The organism is Pseudofrankia sp. DC12, from assembly GCF_000966285.1.
In the GTDB taxonomy this organism is placed as follows: domain Bacteria; phylum Actinomycetota; class Actinomycetes; order Frankiales; family Frankiaceae; genus Pseudofrankia.
Genome location: NZ_KQ031391.1, coordinates 5,896,127 through 5,913,146, shown reverse-complemented (window position 1 = coordinate 5,913,146; position 17,020 = coordinate 5,896,127). Strand labels below are relative to the sequence as shown.

The 17,020-nt window shown below is 75.7% G+C and carries 16 protein-coding genes; 10 read left to right on the top strand and 6 right to left on the bottom strand.

Features of this window, described 5'->3' with window-relative positions:
• Positions 1-145: 145 nt before the first annotated feature.
• The 3 genes from FRADC12_RS23825 to FRADC12_RS23815 are packed head-to-tail and all read right to left on the bottom strand — an operon-like array spanning position 146 to position 3,299.
• Positions 146-1,744, bottom strand: a complete 1,599-nt coding sequence (locus FRADC12_RS23825; protein WP_045878295.1) for a DNA polymerase Y family protein — start codon at positions 1,742-1,744, stop codon at positions 146-148.
• A gap of 2 nt (positions 1,745-1,746) precedes the next feature.
• Positions 1,747-2,700, bottom strand: a complete 954-nt coding sequence (gene imuA' / locus FRADC12_RS23820; protein ID WP_084011143.1) for a DnaE2-dependent mutagenesis accessory factor ImuA' — start codon at positions 2,698-2,700, stop codon at positions 1,747-1,749.
• 2 nt (positions 2,701-2,702) lie between these two features.
• Complete coding sequence (locus FRADC12_RS23815) at positions 2,703-3,299, bottom strand: SAV_6107 family HEPN domain-containing protein (protein ID WP_502685283.1); 597 nt, start codon at positions 3,297-3,299, stop codon at positions 2,703-2,705.
• A gap of 152 nt (positions 3,300-3,451) precedes the next feature.
• On the opposite strand from FRADC12_RS23815, the gene FRADC12_RS32495 reads away from it, so the two are divergent.
• The 5 genes from FRADC12_RS32495 to FRADC12_RS33435 all read left to right on the top strand — a co-directional run bounded on the left by FRADC12_RS32495 (position 3,452) and on the right by FRADC12_RS33435 (position 9,268).
• Positions 3,452-4,531 carry a hypothetical protein gene (locus FRADC12_RS32495; protein ID WP_052711118.1) on the top strand — a complete coding sequence of 360 codons (1,080 nt, stop codon included), beginning with the start codon at positions 3,452-3,454 and terminating at the stop codon, positions 4,529-4,531.
• A 106-nt stretch (positions 4,532-4,637) separates the two neighbouring features.
• Complete coding sequence (locus tag FRADC12_RS23805; RefSeq protein ID WP_045878294.1) at positions 4,638-5,261, top strand: GNAT family N-acetyltransferase; 624 nt, start codon at positions 4,638-4,640, stop codon at positions 5,259-5,261.
• An 11-nt stretch (positions 5,262-5,272) separates the two neighbouring features.
• A complete protein-coding gene (locus tag FRADC12_RS23800; protein ID WP_045878293.1) occupies positions 5,273-6,427 on the top strand; it encodes a carotenoid biosynthesis protein in 1,155 nt (384 codons plus the stop codon).
• 41 nt (positions 6,428-6,468) lie between these two features.
• Positions 6,469-7,578, top strand: coding sequence for a glycosyltransferase family 2 protein (locus tag FRADC12_RS23795; protein WP_045880131.1), 1,110 nt, complete (start codon positions 6,469-6,471; stop codon positions 7,576-7,578).
• Positions 7,579-7,627: 49 nt separating this feature from the next.
• The gene (locus FRADC12_RS33435; RefSeq protein WP_045878292.1) at positions 7,628-9,268 is read left to right on the top strand and encodes a phytoene desaturase family protein; all 1,641 of its coding nucleotides are present in this window, start codon (positions 7,628-7,630) and stop codon (positions 9,266-9,268) included.
• Positions 9,269-9,289: 21 nt separating this feature from the next.
• On the opposite strand, the gene FRADC12_RS23785 is transcribed toward FRADC12_RS33435, so the two are convergent.
• The gene (locus tag FRADC12_RS23785) at positions 9,290-9,973 is read right to left on the bottom strand and encodes a CDP-alcohol phosphatidyltransferase family protein (protein WP_052711117.1); all 684 of its coding nucleotides are present in this window, start codon (positions 9,971-9,973) and stop codon (positions 9,290-9,292) included.
• A gap of 26 nt (positions 9,974-9,999) precedes the next feature.
• Between FRADC12_RS23785 and FRADC12_RS23780 the strand changes: the two genes are divergently transcribed.
• Positions 10,000-10,248, top strand: coding sequence for a hypothetical protein (locus tag FRADC12_RS23780; RefSeq protein ID WP_198153022.1), 249 nt, complete (start codon positions 10,000-10,002; stop codon positions 10,246-10,248).
• Between the two features lie 140 nt (positions 10,249-10,388).
• Here the strand turns inward: FRADC12_RS23780 and metF are convergent, their stop codons facing one another.
• Positions 10,389-11,321, bottom strand: coding sequence for a methylenetetrahydrofolate reductase [NAD(P)H] (metF, locus tag FRADC12_RS23775; protein ID WP_045878291.1), 933 nt, complete (start codon positions 11,319-11,321; stop codon positions 10,389-10,391).
• A 29-nt stretch (positions 11,322-11,350) separates the two neighbouring features.
• Positions 11,351-12,055 carry a hypothetical protein gene (locus FRADC12_RS23770; protein ID WP_045878290.1) on the bottom strand — a complete coding sequence of 235 codons (705 nt, stop codon included), beginning with the start codon at positions 12,053-12,055 and terminating at the stop codon, positions 11,351-11,353.
• Between the two features lie 110 nt (positions 12,056-12,165).
• On the opposite strand from FRADC12_RS23770, the gene crtI reads away from it, so the two are divergent.
• The 4 genes from crtI to FRADC12_RS23750 all read left to right on the top strand — a co-directional run bounded on the left by crtI (position 12,166) and on the right by FRADC12_RS23750 (position 17,012).
• The gene (crtI, locus tag FRADC12_RS23765) at positions 12,166-13,734 is read left to right on the top strand and encodes a phytoene desaturase family protein (protein WP_045878289.1); all 1,569 of its coding nucleotides are present in this window, start codon (positions 12,166-12,168) and stop codon (positions 13,732-13,734) included.
• Positions 13,735-13,825: 91 nt separating this feature from the next.
• Entirely contained in the window at positions 13,826-14,923 is a 1,098-nt protein-coding gene (locus tag FRADC12_RS23760) for an AAA family ATPase (RefSeq protein WP_045878288.1), read from the top strand.
• The gene (locus FRADC12_RS23755) at positions 14,920-16,056 is read left to right on the top strand and encodes a DUF58 domain-containing protein (RefSeq protein WP_232303998.1); all 1,137 of its coding nucleotides are present in this window, start codon (positions 14,920-14,922) and stop codon (positions 16,054-16,056) included. The genes FRADC12_RS23760 and FRADC12_RS23755 overlap by 4 nt, the downstream gene beginning before the upstream one ends.
• A complete protein-coding gene (locus FRADC12_RS23750) occupies positions 16,053-17,012 on the top strand; it encodes a VWA domain-containing protein (RefSeq protein ID WP_045878287.1) in 960 nt (319 codons plus the stop codon). The genes FRADC12_RS23755 and FRADC12_RS23750 overlap by 4 nt, the downstream gene beginning before the upstream one ends.
• Positions 17,013-17,020 lie beyond the last annotated feature (8 nt).

The window sequence follows — 17,020 nt, the reverse complement described above, 5'->3', positions numbered from 1 at the left end:
TCGTCGCACCAACCGGCCCAGCCCACCGCATCGAGCCCGGCTCGACGGGCGGGAATCCGGAGTCACCCGGGCAAGCATCCGAACGCGGCCCGCCGGGAAACCGCCCGAGGGACGGCGACCACGGCGGGACAGGCGCGCGCTCGCCTCAGCCGTAGGACGCCTCCCACCACCATCGACCGCCCTCGACGAACAGCAGGCGGGCGTCGCCGTCCTCGGTGGTCAGCTGGAAGCGGGCGCGGCGGCGCCCGGACGGCTCCCACCAGCGTTCGTCGGCCGGCCAGGGACCAGCCCAGCCGGTCACCCGGACCGGCGGGCGGCCGTCGACGGCCAGCCAGGCCGGCGCCCCGGTGGCCACCGTCCGGCCGCTGACTATCACCGGCTCGCCGGCGGCGTCGAGCAGCTGGGCGCGGCGCGGCTCGGCGAGCACGGTGGCCGGCGCGGGCGCGGGCAGCCGCCCGGGCCATGGGGCGCCCGCCCGGTCCGCCTCGGTGGCGTCGCGCGGCCCGCGGGGCTCGCCCCACGGCACCAGCCGGACCGCCGTGGCGGGGTCACGCCCACCGCGCACCTCCGCGGTCAGGACCGCGTCCGGTCCGAGCAGGCCCTGGACCCGGTCGAGGGCCCGGCGCACCCGGCCGTCGGCCGCGCCCGGCTCACCCCACAGCCCCAGCTGGCGGCCGTCGGCGGCCAGCAGGTCCTCCGGAACCACCCTGATCCACGTCACGCCCGCAGTCGGCCCGTGCCCGCCCCCAGACGCCCCGGGCCCGTGGCCGGTCCCGGGCGGGGCGGCCCGGCTGGCCTCCGACGCCAGGGCCGCGGCGGACAGCCAGCCATCGAGCTGCCAGCGGATCCGGTCGGTGATCGCGGCGGCGGTCAGCGGGCCGTCGTGCCGCCAGACCCGGCGCAGCCGTTCCCCGTTCTCGGTCTCGGCCTCGATCGCGACCCGGGCGCAGGCCAGCCCCGCGGCCAGCAGCTTCGCGTGGCAGTCCTCGGCGAGCCGGCGGGCGGTGAAGACGACCGCCTCCACGGTGTCGGCCGGGGGGTCGAGCTCGGTGGCGACGGTGAGGTCCGGGGGGACCATCCGGGGCTCCGGCAGCCGCTCGTCGTCGCCCTGGGCCAGCCGGTGGACGAGTGCCCCGTCCGGGCCGAACCGGTCGACCACCTGGGCCGCGGGCAGCGCGGCGAACGCGCCCAGGGTCGGCAGCCCCAGCCGGCGCAGCAGCCCGGCGAGCTCGGGCCGGTCGACCAGCTCCACCGGCAGCCCGGCGAGGAAGCAGGCACTCGCCCCGGCCGGCACCGTCTCCCCGAGCCGGCCGGCCAGCCCCGCGGCGAACGGCCCGTCGGCGATCCCGATCCGGCAGTCGCCCGCGACGGCGGCCACCGCGCCGCGGATCTGGGCGACCACCAGGGCCTCCGCGCCGAAGTAACGGGCCGCGCCGCGGACCGGCACCAGGCAGTCGCCCGGCCGGGTCACCTCGACGCCGGGCACGACCGTCTCGACGGCGGCCACCACCGGCTCGAACGCCCGGGCGTCCCGGTCGGGGTCGGCCGCCAGCAGCCGCAGCTCCGGGCAGCGCCCCTGGGCGTCGCGGCGGCGCAGCCCGGGCAGCACCCCGGCGGCCCGGGCGGCCGCGGTCACGGTGACCACCCGGTTCGCCTCGACCACGGCGGCGGGCACCTCGGGCCCGGTCCCGGCGGCCAGCGTCGGCCAGTCCGGGCAGTGCACAGCCAGCATCCGCACGGGCATGACTACGCGGCCCCCTCGACGACGCGCAGCCCTCGGGCCACGCTGGCTCCCGGCTCGGCGCCCACGCGCGGCCCGGCGGCACCATCCAGCCCGGCGACCGTCAGCCCGGCGACCGCGGCATCCGCTTCCAGGTCCTGACCGATGACGTTCTCCCGTCCGGTGGCGGGGCTCAGGCCGGCGGCATCGTCGAGCTCGATGACGGGGTCGTGCCCGGCGACGGTGAGCCAGCCATGGCGGGTACGACTGGCCGCGCCCCGGCCGGACACCTGGACCAGCAGCCGGGCACCACGCAGGTGCCCATGGCCCTGGCCGAGGCCGTGGAAGGACCGTTCCGCCGCAGTCAGGCGCAGCTCCGCGCCCTCCCAGCCGGCACCGACCGGGAGCAGCAGGCAGCCCCGCTCACGAGCACGGGCCGCGAGCCGCCGGGCCGAGCCGGCCGTCCGCTCCCCCGCCGGCGGACGGACCGCCACCACATCCAGGGCATCGATCAGGGCCGCGGTGACCACGGGCCAGCGCGGGCCCGGCTCGGGTACCAGAACCAAACGGTCCAGCGCGATCCCGGCCTCGGCCGCGGCGAGCAGGCCCAGCGCCGGGTAGCCGACCACCGCGCACCACGCTCCGGCCCGGGACGGCTCGGCGAGCACGGCGAGCAGCAGCGCTGCCGACCCCTCGACGGCCACCGTCGTCCCCCGCGCCAGCGCCCTCCGGGGCAGCAGCCCGGCCAGCGCCGCCGGCACCGGCAGCAGCCGGCCATGATCACCGAGACCAGGCGGGCCGGCCGGGCCGTCATGGGCGATCTCCCGCAGCTCCCGCAGGTCCCGCAGGTCCCGCAGCGCGGCCAGCACCGGCTCCGGACGGCCGGTGGGCCGCCTTGCCGGGTGGGCGTCACGGGACTGCACGTCACGGGACTGCACATCACGGGACTGCGGGAAGTCGCGCGCGCGGACCGGGTGCACGGCTAGTCCGTCCCGGAACGCGCCACCGGCGCCGCCCCGATGAGCGTCGGCTGAGACGGCAGGCCCAGGACCTCCTCGACCACGCCGAGGAAGATCTCCACCTGCCGGACGAGGTCGTCGGCCTCGCGGGTGGACACGACGGACAGCCCGGTCTCGGCCGCGGCCCGCCGGGGCGCGCCCGCGGCGAAGAAGTCGGCCCACTCGCCGAGCTCCGGGGTGACCTGGGCCAGCAGACGCCAGGCACTCACCGGCCGGCCGCGCCGGCCCGGCCGAGGCCTGGCCCGGGCCGCCAGCACCGCCGCGGCCACCCGCAGCGCGGCGAGGTGCGCGAGCGCGTACCGCTCCCCCGCCGGGTGGGCGAACGCCGCCTCGGCCAGCCCGTGCCGGGCCGCCGCGAGCAGGTCGTCCCGGGAGCGCCGCGGCATCCCGGCCGCCGGGACCTCGGCCCGCTGGTCGACCGACGCGACCTGTCGTACCCCGTTGGCAGACTGCGGGGGCCGCGGCCGGACGGGATGCAGGGCGGGTTGCGGGCACACGGGTGGGCGCCCGGCCTGCTGTGGCACGGACGACTGCTGGTGCCGTGTTGGCTGGCTGGTCATCTCCACCCTCCCGGTGTCCACCCGCCGGCTGGTCGCCGGTTGTAGTCGCCGGCCCGCCCGGCACTTGTTCTAACGACGCCGCATTCGAACGACGCTGATTCGAACACAGGTTCGAACAAGCACGACGGTAGCCCGGCCGAGAGGAGGCGTCAATGTCGCTGGAGGAGGCGTCGCCAGGAGGTGCGCACGGCCGGCCGACGCGCGCCGCCGGGCGGCCGACGGTGACCGTCGACCTGTGGCGGGTACCGACCCGGCGGATCGGCGGGGCGCTCGGCCGGATGGCCCTGGACCGGGCTCGGCTGCGCCGCGTGGACGGACTCACGTTCGCCAGGCTGGTCGGCACCGGCACCCCCGGCGCCTTCGCGCCCCGGGACGCCGAGCCACGCCGCTGGGGACTGGTCGCGGTCTGGGACAGCCCGGCCGCCGCCCGGGCGTTCGAAGACTCCCCTGTCGCCCGTTCCTGGGCGCGGATCGCCGACGAGCACTTTCACGTCGGGCTACGCCCGCACGCCTGGCGCGGCCGCTGGTCGGGCCGTGAGCCCTTCGGCCCGTCGCCAGCGGAAAACCCCGCGGCGGCGAGCCCGGCGGCCTCGGGCCGACCCGCCGTCCATGATCGCGACTTCGACCCTCGGGTGGTCGCAGCCGCGGCCGCTTCGCAACCGCCGGAGGGCGCAGACGGCGATCACGTAGACGGGCCGACCTTGGCAGCCCCGGCCCTGGCAGGCAGCGAGTCCGCGGACGGAGAGACGGCCGGCACAGCGCCCCCGCCCCGGGGAGCGGTGGCGCCGGGGCTGGTGGCGGTGCTGACCAGGGCCCGGCTCGCACCCCGGCATGCGGTCGCGTTCTGGCGGGCCGCGCCCCCGGTCGCCGCCGACCTCGCCGCGCTGGCCGGCGCCCCCACAAACGCGGGCACCCCAGCGGCCGGCGTCCCCGGCGAGGCTGGCCCCACCGCTCTTCCCCGCACGCCCCACGGCCTGGCGGGGCCGACGCTCGCGATCGGGATCGGGGAGGCGCCGATCGGGCTGCAGGGCACGTTCAGCGTCTGGCCGAGCCTCGCCGCCGTCCGCGCGTTCGCCTACCAGCGGCCCGCGCATGCCGCCGTCGTCCGCCGCACCGGCGAGGTCGGTTGGTACGCCGAGGAGTTGTTCGCCCGGTTCGCGGTCCTCGCCGGCCATGGCACCGTCGACGGCCGGGATCCGCTGCGTCCCGACGGCTCCAGGACGGCGCGATGACACACCGTGTCCCCTATGGGAGAGTTGCTCGGTCGCCGGGCACGCGGCGAGAGTGCCGGGTTATCGTCGACCTCCCGACCGCCGTCCACTCACTGCGAGGCAGGCCTTGGCGAGTGCCGACATCAGGCTGGTGCGCTGGACGCCCGCCCGGATGCGTGCCCGCCTCGGTGAGGTGATCGCCGTCTACAAGGCGGCGTTCCTGGACGTCCACGAGATGGATCCGGTCCGCGCCGCCCGTGACCGGATGACGCACGCCCGCCGGCACACCGAGCGGCGCGACCTGCGCGCGGTCGCCGCGCTGACCTCCGACGACACCCTGGTCGGCGTCACCTACGCGATGCCCGGCCGGCAGGGGCAGTGGTGGCACGACGTGGTGGCCACCGCGCTGTCGCCCGCCGCCTCGGTGCACTGGCTGGAGGACTGCCTCGAGATCGTCGAGCTGCACGTCCTGCCGGAGTACCAGGGCCAGGGCATCGGCCGGGGCCTGCTGCGCGAACTGCTGCGCGACGTGCCCTACCGCACCGCCGCGCTGTCCGCGCTGGAGCTGCCGGACAGCCGGGCCCGCCGGCTCTATGCCAGCGAGGGGTTCGTCCCGTTGCTGTCGAACTTCCATTTTCCGGGCAGCTACACCGCCTACGCCGTGCTCGGCAAGGAGCTGCCGCCACCCGGACCACGGCACCGCCGCGGCGCGATGGCCGCCCGGTTCGGCCGGCCCGCCCGAGCGCTGTAGACCTCCGAGACGTGCGTCTCGGCCCGGGCCCGTTCGGTGGTCCTCCAGCTGGCTCGCCCGGTGGTGGCCGCGCGGACCACGTCGATGACAGGAAGGTCGATGACAGGAAGAAGGCCAGCGGCGCCCAGGCCACGGACGGCCGGCGCCCGAGCGTCAACCACACGGGCGTACCGAAGGGGCGAGCTACCGCGACGAGCTCCCGCCCCCGGCGCAGCACAGCCGGGGGCCGCCCGGGCGGGCCGGTAGCGGGCGCGCTGCCCTGGCTCGCGGCCGCGGCGGTCGTCGCCGTGCAGATCCCGTACCCACTGCTCGCGGCGGGCGGGTCCGGCCGGGCCTGGCTGACGGCCGCCCAGGTGCTCGCGTTCTTCACCGCCTCGGCGAGCCACGCCGCGCGCCGACGCGGCTGGGGTTTCACCGCGCGCTACCTCACCCTCGCGGTCGCGTTGGGGCTTCTCGTCGAGGCGGCCGGGCTGCGCACCGGCTGGCCGTTCGGGCGCTATGCCTACACCGACGGGCTCGGGCCCGAGATCGTCGGCGTGCCCGTGATCATCCCGTTGGCCTGGTCGATGATGGCCTACCCCGCCCTGCTGTTCGGCCGTCACGCGGCCACGGCGGTCTCGGGGACGGGCGTGGCGGTCAGGGCGGTAACCGCGCTTGTGGGCGGGATGCTGCTGGCCGGCTGGGACCTGTTCCTCGACCCGAGGATGATCGCCGAGGGCTTCTGGGCCTGGGCTCCCAACGACGGCCCCGCCGTCAACGGCATCCCGCTGACCAACACGGCCGGCTGGCTGGTCGTCGGCGCCCTCCTCGTCGCCGTGGTGGACCGCGTCCCGGGCCCTACCCGCGGCCGCGGGACCGCGGGTGGGGCCATCGACGTCGAGCACGCGGGCGCCGCGGGCCCGCCAGCGGCCGGCTGGCCCGCGGGCGACGGAGTACCGCTGCTTCTCGTCTGCTGGACGTATGGGTCCTGGCTGCTGGCCTGTGTCGCGTTCTTCGGGCAGCCCCTGGTGGCCCTGACCGGCGGGGTCGGCATGGGGCTGCCGCTCCTGCTCGCCGCCGTGGGCGGGTCGCGACGGTGGCGGACCCGGGCCCGGGCGGCCGCACCCGCCAGGCCGCAGGCCCGTCAAGAACTCCCGGACGCGACCAGCCCGGACCCACCGCGGTGACCAAGGCGCCGAGGACCGCCGCGTCGAGGAAGGCCCGGCTGGTGGCTACGGCTGCCCGCGGCGCGGTCTGGTCCGGCTCGGCCGGGGCGGCGCTGGTCGCGGTACACGCGACCGTCAACGCCCGGTTGTGGCTGCGGCCGCCACCGTCACGGCCGGTCACCGAACGGGTGAGCGTGCTGCTGCCGGCCCGCGACGAGGCCGAGCGGATCGGTCCCTGCCTCATGGCCGTGCTCGCCTCGACCGACGTCCCGAACCTCGAGGTCCTCGTCCACGACGACGCCTCCCACGACGCGACCGGCGCGATCGCGCAGGAACTCGCCGTCGCGGACCCCCGGGTCGTCCTCCAGCGCGGGGACGGGCCGCCGGCGGGCTGGCTCGGCAAGCCGCACGCCTGCGCCCAGGCCGCCGCGGCGGCCACCGGTGACGTGCTGGTGTTCGTCGACGCGGACGTGACGCTCGAACCGGACGCGCTGGCCCGCACGGTCGCGCTGCTGCGCGACACCGGGCTCGACCTGGTCTGCCCCTACCCGCGTCAGGAGGCGGTCAGCGCCCTGGAACGGCTGGTCCAGCCGCTGCTGCAGTGGTCGTTCCTGGCACTGCTCCCGCTGCGGGCGGCCGAACGCTCCCACCGTGGCTCGCTGTCGGCCGCGAACGGCCAGCTGCTGTGCGTCGACGCCACCGCCTACCGGCGGGCCGGTGGGCATGCCTCGGTACGCGCCGAGGTGCTGGAGGACATCGCGCTGCTGCGGGCGGTCAAGCTGGCCGGCGGGCGGGGCGTCGTCGCCGACGGGACCGACCTCGCCGTCACCCGGATGTACCGCGGGGCCGGCGAGCTGCGTGACGGGTACGCCAAGTCGCTGTGGGCGGCGGGTGGCGGCCACCCGACGGCCAGCGCCGCCCAGCTGGGTCTGCTCGGCTGGCTGTTCGTGCTGCCGGCGCTGGCCGCACTGCGCGGCTCACGGGCCGGCCTGGCCGGCTATCTGGCCGGGGTCGCGGGCCGGCTGGTCGCCGCCGGCGCCTCCGGTGGGCGCAGCTGGCCGGACGCCGCCGCTCACCCGCTGTCCGTCGGCGCGCTGGCCTGGCTGACCGGGCTGTCCTGGTGGCGGCACCGGCGTGGCACGCTGCGCTGGAAGGGCCGCCCGGTCCGATGAGGTTTCCGTCGCGGCGGTACGTGTCGCCGCGGCTCGCTAGAGTCGCCGGGTGGCGAGGATCGTGGTGGTGGGCGCGGGTGTCGGTGGGCTCGCCGCGGCTGCTCGGCTCGCGGCCGCCGGACATGTGGTCACGGTGTGCGAGCAGGCACCCCAGCTCGGCGGCAAGCTCGGCTGGTACTCGCGGGACGGGTTCTCGTTCGACACCGGGCCGTCGCTGCTGACCATGCCCGAGGTCTTCGAGGAGCTGTTCACCGCGACCGGCGCCGTGCTGGCCGACAGCGTCCCGCTGCGCCGCCTCGACCCAATCGCCACCTACCGGTTCGCCGACGGCTCCGGTTTCGCCGCCCGGGCCGGCGACGATGACCTGCGCGCCGAGCTCGACGACACGCTCCACCCGGGCGCGGGTGCCGAGTGGGCCCGCTTCGACGCACATGCCGCGAAGGTCTGGGAGATCACCCGGGACACGTTTCTGTCCCGCCCGATGTCGGCCGGCCGGCTGCTGCGGCTGGCCGGTGCCCACCCCGGCGGCATCGGCGCGGTGGCCGCCGGCCGGACGCTGCGGGGCGTGGCGGCGCGGTATCTCGGCGATGACCGGCTGCGGATGGTCGTCGAGCGGTACGCGACCTACACCGGCTCCGACCCACGCCGCGCGCCGGCCGCGCTCGCCGTGATCGCGCACATCGAGCGGCGGTACGGCGGCTGGTACGTGCCCGGCGGCCTCCACCAGCTCGGCGCGGCGATCGCGGCGCGAGCACGCGAGCGCAAGGCCGAGATCCGGCTCGACACCCCGGTCATGACGATCTCCCGCACCTCCGGTGGCCGGGTCGACGGCGTGATCCTCGCCGACGGCGGCCGGCTGCCGGCCGACGTCGTGGTCGCCAACGCGGACGCGGCGACGGTGTACGGCGGCCTGCTCGCCGGCTCGGCGGCGGGCCGCCCCGGCCGCTGGCTGACCCCCCGGCCGACCCCGTCCCTGTCCGGCTTCGCCCTCCTCCTAGCCCTCGGCCCCGCCACACCCCCCACGACCGCCACGACCGCCACGACCGCCACGACCGCCACGACCGCGAACCAGCATGAACCCCAGGACTCAGGCCCGGCCCCGAATCAGGCAGGTCGGGCGCTGGGGCGCCCGACCTGTGAAGCGACAGGCGGACGCGCAGGCGTCCTTCCTGCCGCTCACCACACGGTGCTTTTCCCGGCCAACTATGACGCCGAGTTCGACGCGGTCTTCCGCGGCCGGCTGCCAACCGACCCGACCGTCTACGTATCCGCGCCCACCGACCCGACGCTCGCCCCACCCGGCTGCGCGGCCTGGTTCGTTCTGGTGAACGCGCCACCGCACGACCCAGGGCCGGGCCGGGCCGGCGTCGACTGGGACCGCCCGGGCCTCGCCGCCTCCTACGCGGCCCGGGTCCTGGACCTGATGGCCGCGCGCGGCCTTGAGGTCCGCGACCGGCTGCGCTGGTACGAGACGGTCACCCCGGCCGACCTGGAGCGGCGCACCGGCGCGCCGGGGGGCTCGATCTACGGCTCGTCGTCCAACGGCGTCCGGGCGGCGTTCCTACGCCCGCCGAACCGGACGGCGGTGCCTGGGCTGTTCCTCGTCGGCGGATCCAGCCACCCCGGCGGTGGTCTGCCGCTGGTCACCCTGTCCGCCAGGATCGTCGCCGACCTCGTCGGCCCGGCCTGATCCCCGCCCCGGCGGCCGGCCTCACCGTCCCCGCAGGACCCGCCGCAGCACGACGGCGAGCTGGCCGAGGCCGACCGCGGCGACCGCGAGGACGGCCGTCGTCGCCACGGCCGCCGCCGGCTCCCGCAGCGCCGGGAACACCCCCGCCGCGAGCAGCCCGGCGACGACGACGATCACCCGGGTCGGCCGCTCCCCCACCGTGACGACACCGATCTCGCCGAAGCCGGCGTTGCCGGCCCGAGCCCTGGTGTACTCCAGCAGGAACGAGCCGGCTCCGGCCGCGACGGCCAGCGGTCCAGGCGCCCCCAGCAGCCACAGCGCGACCAGGTAAAGGACGTCGGCAACCCGGTCGGCCACCGAGTCGAGCACGAAGCCGGTGGGGCTGACCCGGTCCCGCAGGATCGCGACCGCGCCGTCGAGGCTGTCCAGCACGGCGCTGGCGAGCACGATCGCCGCGGCGACCAGCGGCCAGCGCCCGCCGGCGGCGGCCGGCGCCAGCGCGAGCGCCGGCAGGCCCGCCGCGACGACCGTCACCGCCGCCGGCGCCACTCCCAGGGCCGCGAGCGGCCGGGCGAGCAGACAGGTCAGGCCCAGCCAGCAGCGGACGAGCACACCGCCGGTCGCGGGGTCGTACCCACCATGGGTGACGGACCACGCACGCAGGTAGTCGTCCCGTCCCGGCAGGGGGGTACGCCTACGCCGCACCGTCGCCTCCCCGTAGAGTCCCCCGCGTGAGCGAGCAGATTTCGGGCGTCGTCGACAGCATGGACGACCTTGACCCGGCCGAGTTCTTCAGCACCCGCCGTGACCAGGTGATGCTGGCTGTCAAGATCACGCCCGTCTTCGGCTCGCTCGACCTGGGCCTGGTCATGGCCGTCGTCGACGCCGCCAACGATGCCGGCTTCGCCCTGGTCCGCGAGCAGCCACTGCGCGACGAATGGCTACTGTGCGTGTTCGACGCCTACGAGGACCAGGATTAGGAGGCGGAGGTGGGCGAACCCTGCTCGCTGACCTTGAGCCAGCTTCCCGCGGTCGCCCCCTAGATACCGCCCCGGAGGACACAGCCCCCGGCTGTCCGCTGGCGCGGCCAGCCAGGCACCCCCGGGTCCCGGGCCCCCGTCTAGGAGGGCTGGGCGCGACTGGTGCGCACGGCCTGGCAGATCTCGCGCGTCGCGCTGGAGCGGTTGAGCGTGATGAAGTGCAGCCCCGGCGCTCCGCCGGCGAGCAGCCGCTCGGACAGGTCGGTGGCGACCTCGATGCCGATCTCCCGGACCGCCTTGGGGTCGTCGGCGACGGCCCGCAGCCGCGAGACGAGGGCGGCAGGCAGGTCCGCGCCGGAGAGCAGCGCCATCCGCTCGATCTGCGCCACGTTGGTCACCGGCATGATGCCCGGGATGATCGGCGCCTCGCAGCCACGGGCGCGCACCCGCTCGACCAGCCGGAAGTAGTCGTCGGCACCGAAGAAGAACTGGGTGATCGCGTAGTCCGCGCCCGCGTCGAACTTGCGCGCCAGGAAGTCCGCGTCGCTGTCGAAGTCCGGCGAGCGGGGGTGCTTGTCCGGGAACGCGGCGACGCCGACGCAGAAGTCACCGAGCGACTTCACCAGCTCGACGAGCTCGCTGGAGTAGCGCAGCCCCTCCGGGTGGGCGGCCCATTCCCCCTGCGGGTTGCCCGGTGGGTCCCCGCGCAGCGCCATCACGTTGTGCACCCCACCGCCGGCATAGCTGCCGATCACCTGGCGCAGCTCGGCGACGGAGTGGTTGACGGCGGTCAGGTGCCCGATCGGGGTCAGCGTCGTCTCCGACGCGATTCGCTCGGTGACCCGGATCGTGCCGTCCCGGGTCGAGCCGCCCGCGCCGTAGGTGACCGAGACGAAGGACGGGTGCAGCGCCTCGATCTCGCGCAGCGCCTGCCAGAGGGCCCGCTCGCCGTCCTCGGTCTTCGGCGGGAAGAACTCGAACGAGTAGGAGATCTCGCCCGCGGCCAGGAAGTCCTTCACTGACCTGGTTCGCGCCCGCTCGGGTGTGGCCGGCGCGCTTCCTACCGCTGTCATACGGCGAGGGTAGCCGGAACAGGTAGCCGTCAGATGGGCAGGGCGCCCCCGGCGACGGCACCGGCGATTCGGACTCGGCCGCCGTCGCTGCGCACCAGGACGGCATGCGGGGCCGCCGGGTCGGTGGGCACGTCGACGTCGGGAATGTTCGACGGGTCGGCGGACTCCACCTCGACGGCGTACCGGCCGTCCGGCAGCACGACGGTGACCGTGCCCGGCCCGCCGGCGATCGCCAGCCGCTCCGGCGCCCCGGTGAAGTGCAGGTTGACGTCGCCGGTCTCGCTGCGCGCGGTGACGTGCCGGCCGGACAGCTCCCGGCCGGCGATCGTCGCGGTCTCGGTGAGCAGCTCCAGGTCGCCGGCCGACCCCCAAAGGCTGACCTCGCCGGCGCGCAGCTCCACCCGGGCCGGCGTGGCGGGCGGTAGCCGCAGCCGCAGCCGGGCCTCGCTGGTCTCGCCGTCCAGGCGCAGCGTGCCGCCGGCCATGACCAGCCGGGGCACCGTCCGCCCGACCCGGCGACGTACCGTCAGGTCGACACGCGTGTCGGTCCGTTCGTCCTCGCCGATCTCGACCCGGCCGTCCGCCAGTCGCACCTCGATCGCGCGGACACCCTCGACGGTGCGCACGGCGGTCAGCGGCGGGCGCAGCAGCAGCCACATCCCGCCCAGCGCGGCGGCCAGCAGGACGAGGCAGACGGCCACCGCGAACACGTCGGAGACGGTGACATGGGACACGGCGGCTACTCCAGGCAGGACGGACCGGGCGGACGCACGCACCGTACCCGGCGCCGCGCCGCCGGGCGCATACCTGGCCCCGGCGGGGGCTGGACGGGGAAGGATCCGATGTGCGGACGGTGACGGGGCCGACGGACCACGTGGTGGTCGTCGGCGCCGGGCTGGGTGGCCTGGCGGCCGCGCTCCGGCTGGCCGGGGCCGGCCGGCGGGTGACCGTGCTGGAACGCGCCGACGGGCCGGGCGGGCGGGCCGGGGTGTGGCGGGCCGGCGGCTACCAGTTCGACACCGGACCGACGGTGCTCACCATGCCGGACCTGCTCGCGGACGCGTTCGCCGCGGCCAACGAGGACCTCGCCGACTGGGTCACGCTGCGCCCGCTCGACCCGATGTACCGGGCCCGGTTCGCCGACGGCTCGGCGCTGGACGTGCGCGCCGACCCGGAGGCGACCGCCGCCGGCATCGCGGCGCTCTGCGGCCCGGCCGAGGCCGCGGGCTACCGGCGGTTCGTCGACACGGTGACGACGATCTACCGCGCCGAGCTGCACGACTTCATCGACGCCCAGCTCGACTCGCCACTGGGCCTGCTGCGCCCGTCGCTCGCCCGGCTGGCGGCCCTCGGCGCCTTCCGCCGGCTCGACCGACTGGTGGGGAGCCACCTGCGCGACCCGCGCACCCGGCGGCTCTTCTCGTTCCAGGCGATGTACGCCGGCCTCGCCCCGCACCAGGCGCTGGGCGTCTACGCGGTGATCTCCTACATGGACTCGGTCGCCGGCGTGTTCCACGCCGAGGGCGGCCTGCACGCGGTGCCGGTCGCGATGGCCGCCGCCGCGGCCAAGCACGGGGCGACGTTCCGCTACGGCACCGCGGTGACCGAGGTCGAGGTGCGCGGCGGCCGGGCGGTGGCGGTGCGCACCGCCACCGGTGAGCGGATCGCCGCCGACGTCGTGGTGCTCAACCCGGACCTGCCGACCGCCTACCGGGAGTTGCTGCCGCCCGCGGTGACACCGCGCCGGGTGGCCCGGCTGCGTTACTCGCCGTCGTGTTTCCTCCTGCTGGCCGGCGCGGGCGCGCACGCGCACCCGGACGCGGACCGGCTGGACGCGGCGCACCACACGATCCATTTCGGCACGGCCTGGCGACGCACGTTCAGTGAGATCATCGACCGTGGTGAGCTGATGAGCGACCCGTCATTCCTGGTCAGTGTCCCGTCGATGACGCAGGCGGCGCTCGCGCCCGCCGGGGGGCATGCTTTTCATGTCCTGTTCCCCACGCCCAATGCGGTCGCCGGGGCCGAACTCGACTGGTCCGTCATTGGCCCGCGCTATCGCGACGAGGTGGTCGCGACCCTGGAACGCCACGGCTACAGGGATTTCGGGGCCACGGTCGCGGTCGAGTCGACGACGACGCCGGCGGACTGGCTGGCCCGCGGCCTCGCGGCCGGCGCGCCGTTCGCGGCGGCGCACACCTTCCGGCAGACCGGCCCATTTCGGCCAGGCAACCTGGTGCCAGGCCTGGAAAATGTGGTGTTCACCGGCAGTGGCACCCGTCCAGGCGTAGGGGTGCCGATGGTGCTCATATCGGGGCGACTCGCCGCGGAACGGGTGGTCGGCCCGGCCGACGGCCGACGCTGCGTGCCCGGCCCGGGCGGCAGTGTCCGTAACCGCCTCAGGAAACCGTAACCGCCTTAAGGAACCGTAAACAAACCGGACGACCGTGGCCGAGCCTCGGTTTTCCGCGCCGGTCTCCCCGCGAGGCTGGGAGAATGCGGCCATGGAAGAAGGGCCGGAGGTGCTCGCGGCACCGGACACGACCAGCGACGCCGCGTTGCTCGAACGCGCACTGTTCGAGGTGAAGAAGGTCATCGTCGGCCAGGACCACATGGTCGAACGGATGCTGGTCGCGTTGCTGGCGCGCGGCCACTGCCTGCTGGAAGGCGTGCCGGGCGTGGCCAAGACGCTCGCCGTGCAGACGCTGGCGGACGTCGTGGGCGGCAGCTTCGTGCGCATCCAGTTCACCAACGACCTGGTGCCCTCCGACATCGTCGGCACCCGGGTGTACCGGGCCAGCCGGGAGACGTTCGACATCGAGCTCGGGCCGATCTTCGCGAACTTCGTGCTCGCGGACGAGATCAACCGCGCGCCGGCGAAGGTCCAGTCGGCGCTGCTGGAGGTCATGTCCGAGAAGCAGGTCTCGCTCGGCGGGGTGACCCATCGGCTGCCGGTGCCGTTCCTGGTGCTGGCCACGCAGAACCCGATCGAGTCCGAGGGCGTCTACCCGCTGCCGGAGGCGCAGCGCGACCGCTTCCTGATGAAGGTCAACGTCCCGTACCCGACGGCCGGCGAGGAGCTGGAGATCGTCCGGCGGATGGGGGTCCGGCCACCCCACGCCGACCGGGTGCTCGACCCGCTGACGCTGGTGCGGCTGCAGGAACGGGCGGACGAGGTCTTCGTCCACCATGCGATCATCGAGTACGCCGTCCGGCTGGTGCTGGCCAGCCGCGACCCGGCCGAGCACGGCCTGCCCGACCTGGCCGGTCTGCTCACCTACGGGGCGTCGCCGCGGGCTTCGCTCGGTCTGGTCGCCGCCGCGCGGGCGCTGGCGCTGCTGCGCGGCCGCGACTACACGGTGCCCGACGACGTGCGCGCGGTCGCCCTCGACGTGCTCCCGCACCGGCTCGTGCTTTCCTACGACGCGCTCGCCGACGGGCTGTCCAACGACGAGATCGCCGCCCGCGTGGTCGCCGGGGTGCCGGCGCCGCAGGTGGCGCCCCGGCAGGGCAACGGGGCCTTCCCGATCGGCCCCCGGGGCCGCTGGGCGCCGAATGTCAGGTCCGGCTTCCCCGAGTACGACGAGGAACGGCCGGCATGAGCCCGGGGCCGGGGGCTGACAGGGCCGGCCAGACCCACGGGGCCGGCCAGCACGTGCGGGCCACCGACCCGGTCGTCGAGCGGACCCTCCGCCACCTGGAGCTGACCGTGCTGCGCCGGCTCGACGGGCTGCTGCTCGGCGACTATCTCGGCCTGCTGCCCGGCCAGGGCAGCGAGAAGGCGGAGAGCCGCGAGTACCAGTTCGGCGACGACGTGCGCCGGATGGACTGGGCGGTCACCGCCCGCACCACGGTCCCCCACGTGCATGACCTCATCGCCGACCGGGAGCTGGAGACCTGGGCGCTGGTGGACCTGACCAGCAGCCAGCGTTTCGGCAGCGCCCGGTGCGAGAAGCGGGACCTCGCGATCGCGGCGACCGGGGCGGTCGGGTTCCTGACCGCGCGGACCGGCAACCGGATGGGCGCGGTCGCGCTCACCGACGCCGGCACCCGGATGATCCCGGCGCGCCCGGGACGGGCCGGCCTGCGGGCCCTGCTGCGCAGCCTGCTGACGATCGGGACCGCGGCCGAGCCGCCGCCGCGCACGGGGGGCCGGTCGGCCCCACCGGCCACGGCTGGAACCGATCTGGCGAAGGCGATCGAGTCGCTGCGCCGGCCGCCCCGTCGGCGCGGCCTGGTGGTCGTGGTGTCCGACTTCCTGTCGGTCGACCTGCGGTGGGAACGTCCGCTGCGGGCACTGGCCGGCCGGCACGACGTGCTCGCGATCGAGGTCATCGACCCGCTGGAGCTGTCGTTGCCGAACGTCGGCCCGCTGGCGGTCGTCGACCCGGAGACCGGCGCCCTGTTCGACCTGCCGACCCACTCGCGCCGCTTCCGGGCCCGCTACGAGCAGGCCGCGGCGCGCCACCGCGACGAGGTCGCCGCGGCGCTGCGCGGCGCCGGCGCCGCACACCTGCGGCTGCGGACCGACAGCGACTGGCTGATCGAGATCGCCCGGTACGCTGCGGCGAACCGCCGCGGGAAGGTGGCGCTGCGCTCCGCCGGATCTCGCGGCGTCCCCGGCCGGCCGCCGGCCGGGAAGCCGCCCAGGCCCCACCCCGCGCCGACGGCACCGCCGCACCCCGGGTCGCGCGCCAGGCCCGGGACGAACGCGACCCGAGGCGGGCCGTCATGACCTTCCTGTCCACACACTGGCTGTGGCTGCTGCTGGCCGTCGCGGCGCTGCTCGCCGCGCACATCGTCACCTCGCTGCGCCGGGCGCGGTACGCGGCCCGGCTGGCCTCCGCGTCGATGTTGTCCTCGGTGCTGCCGATCCGGCCCCGGTGGTGGCGCCGGCACGTGCCGGCCGCGCTGCTGCTGCTGTCGCTGACCGGTATGGTGCTCGCGCTTGCCCGCCCGGCCAGGACCGAGCTGGTCCCGCGGGAGCGGGCCACGATCGTGCTGGCGATCGACGTGTCGAACTCGATGGCGGCCACCGACATCTCCCCCAGCCGGCTGGCCGCGGCCAAGCAGGGCGCGCAGGCGTTCGTCGACCAGCTCCCACCGAAGATCAACCTCGGGCTGGTCTCGTTCTCCGGCACCGCCGCGGTGCTGGTCCCGCCGACCACCGACCGGGACGCGGTCAAGGCCGGTATCAACGGCCTGCAGCTGGGCCCGGCGACCGCGATCGGCGAGGGGATCTACGCCGGCCTGACGGCGATCAACACGGTCAGCAGCCAGTTCGTGAACAGCGGACAGGCGGTGCCGCCGGCCGCGATCGTGCTGCTCTCCGACGGCGAGACCACCCGCGGCCGGCCGAACAGCCAGGCCGCACAGGCCGCCAAGGACGCGCACATCCCGGTCAGCACGATCGCCTACGGCACTCCCAACGGCACGCTCGACGTCGGCGGCCAGCTGATCCCGGTCCCGGTGAACGAACCGGCGCTCAGCCAGATCGCCGAGCAGACCGGTGGCTCCCATCACCGGGCGACCTCGGGGGACGAGCTGACCTCGATCTACAAGGGCCTCGGCAGCTCGATCGGCTACCGCAAGGAGTTCCGCGAGATCACCGACCAGTTCGTCGCGACCAGCCTCGGGCTCGGGCTCGCCGCGGCCGCGCTCTCGCTGGCGTTCTCCCGACGGCTCCCCTGAACGGCACG

Coding starts and splice junctions, on each gene's coding strand:
- metF (WP_045878291.1), bottom strand. CDS start 11,321: ATGACAGCGGTAGGAAGCGCGCCGGCCACACCCGAGCGGGCGCGAACC.
- FRADC12_RS23755 (WP_232303998.1), top strand. CDS start 14,920: ATGAGCCCGGGGCCGGGGGCTGACAGGGCCGGCCAGACCCACGGGGCC.
- FRADC12_RS23815 (WP_502685283.1), bottom strand. CDS start 3,299: ATGACCAGCCAGCCAACACGGCACCAGCAGTCGTCCGTGCCACAGCAG.
- FRADC12_RS23825 (WP_045878295.1), bottom strand. CDS start 1,744: ATGCCCGTGCGGATGCTGGCTGTGCACTGCCCGGACTGGCCGACGCTG.
- FRADC12_RS23750 (WP_045878287.1), top strand. CDS start 16,053: ATGACCTTCCTGTCCACACACTGGCTGTGGCTGCTGCTGGCCGTCGCG.
- FRADC12_RS32495 (WP_052711118.1), top strand. CDS start 3,452: ATGTCGCTGGAGGAGGCGTCGCCAGGAGGTGCGCACGGCCGGCCGACG.
- FRADC12_RS23760 (WP_045878288.1), top strand. CDS start 13,826: ATGGAAGAAGGGCCGGAGGTGCTCGCGGCACCGGACACGACCAGCGAC.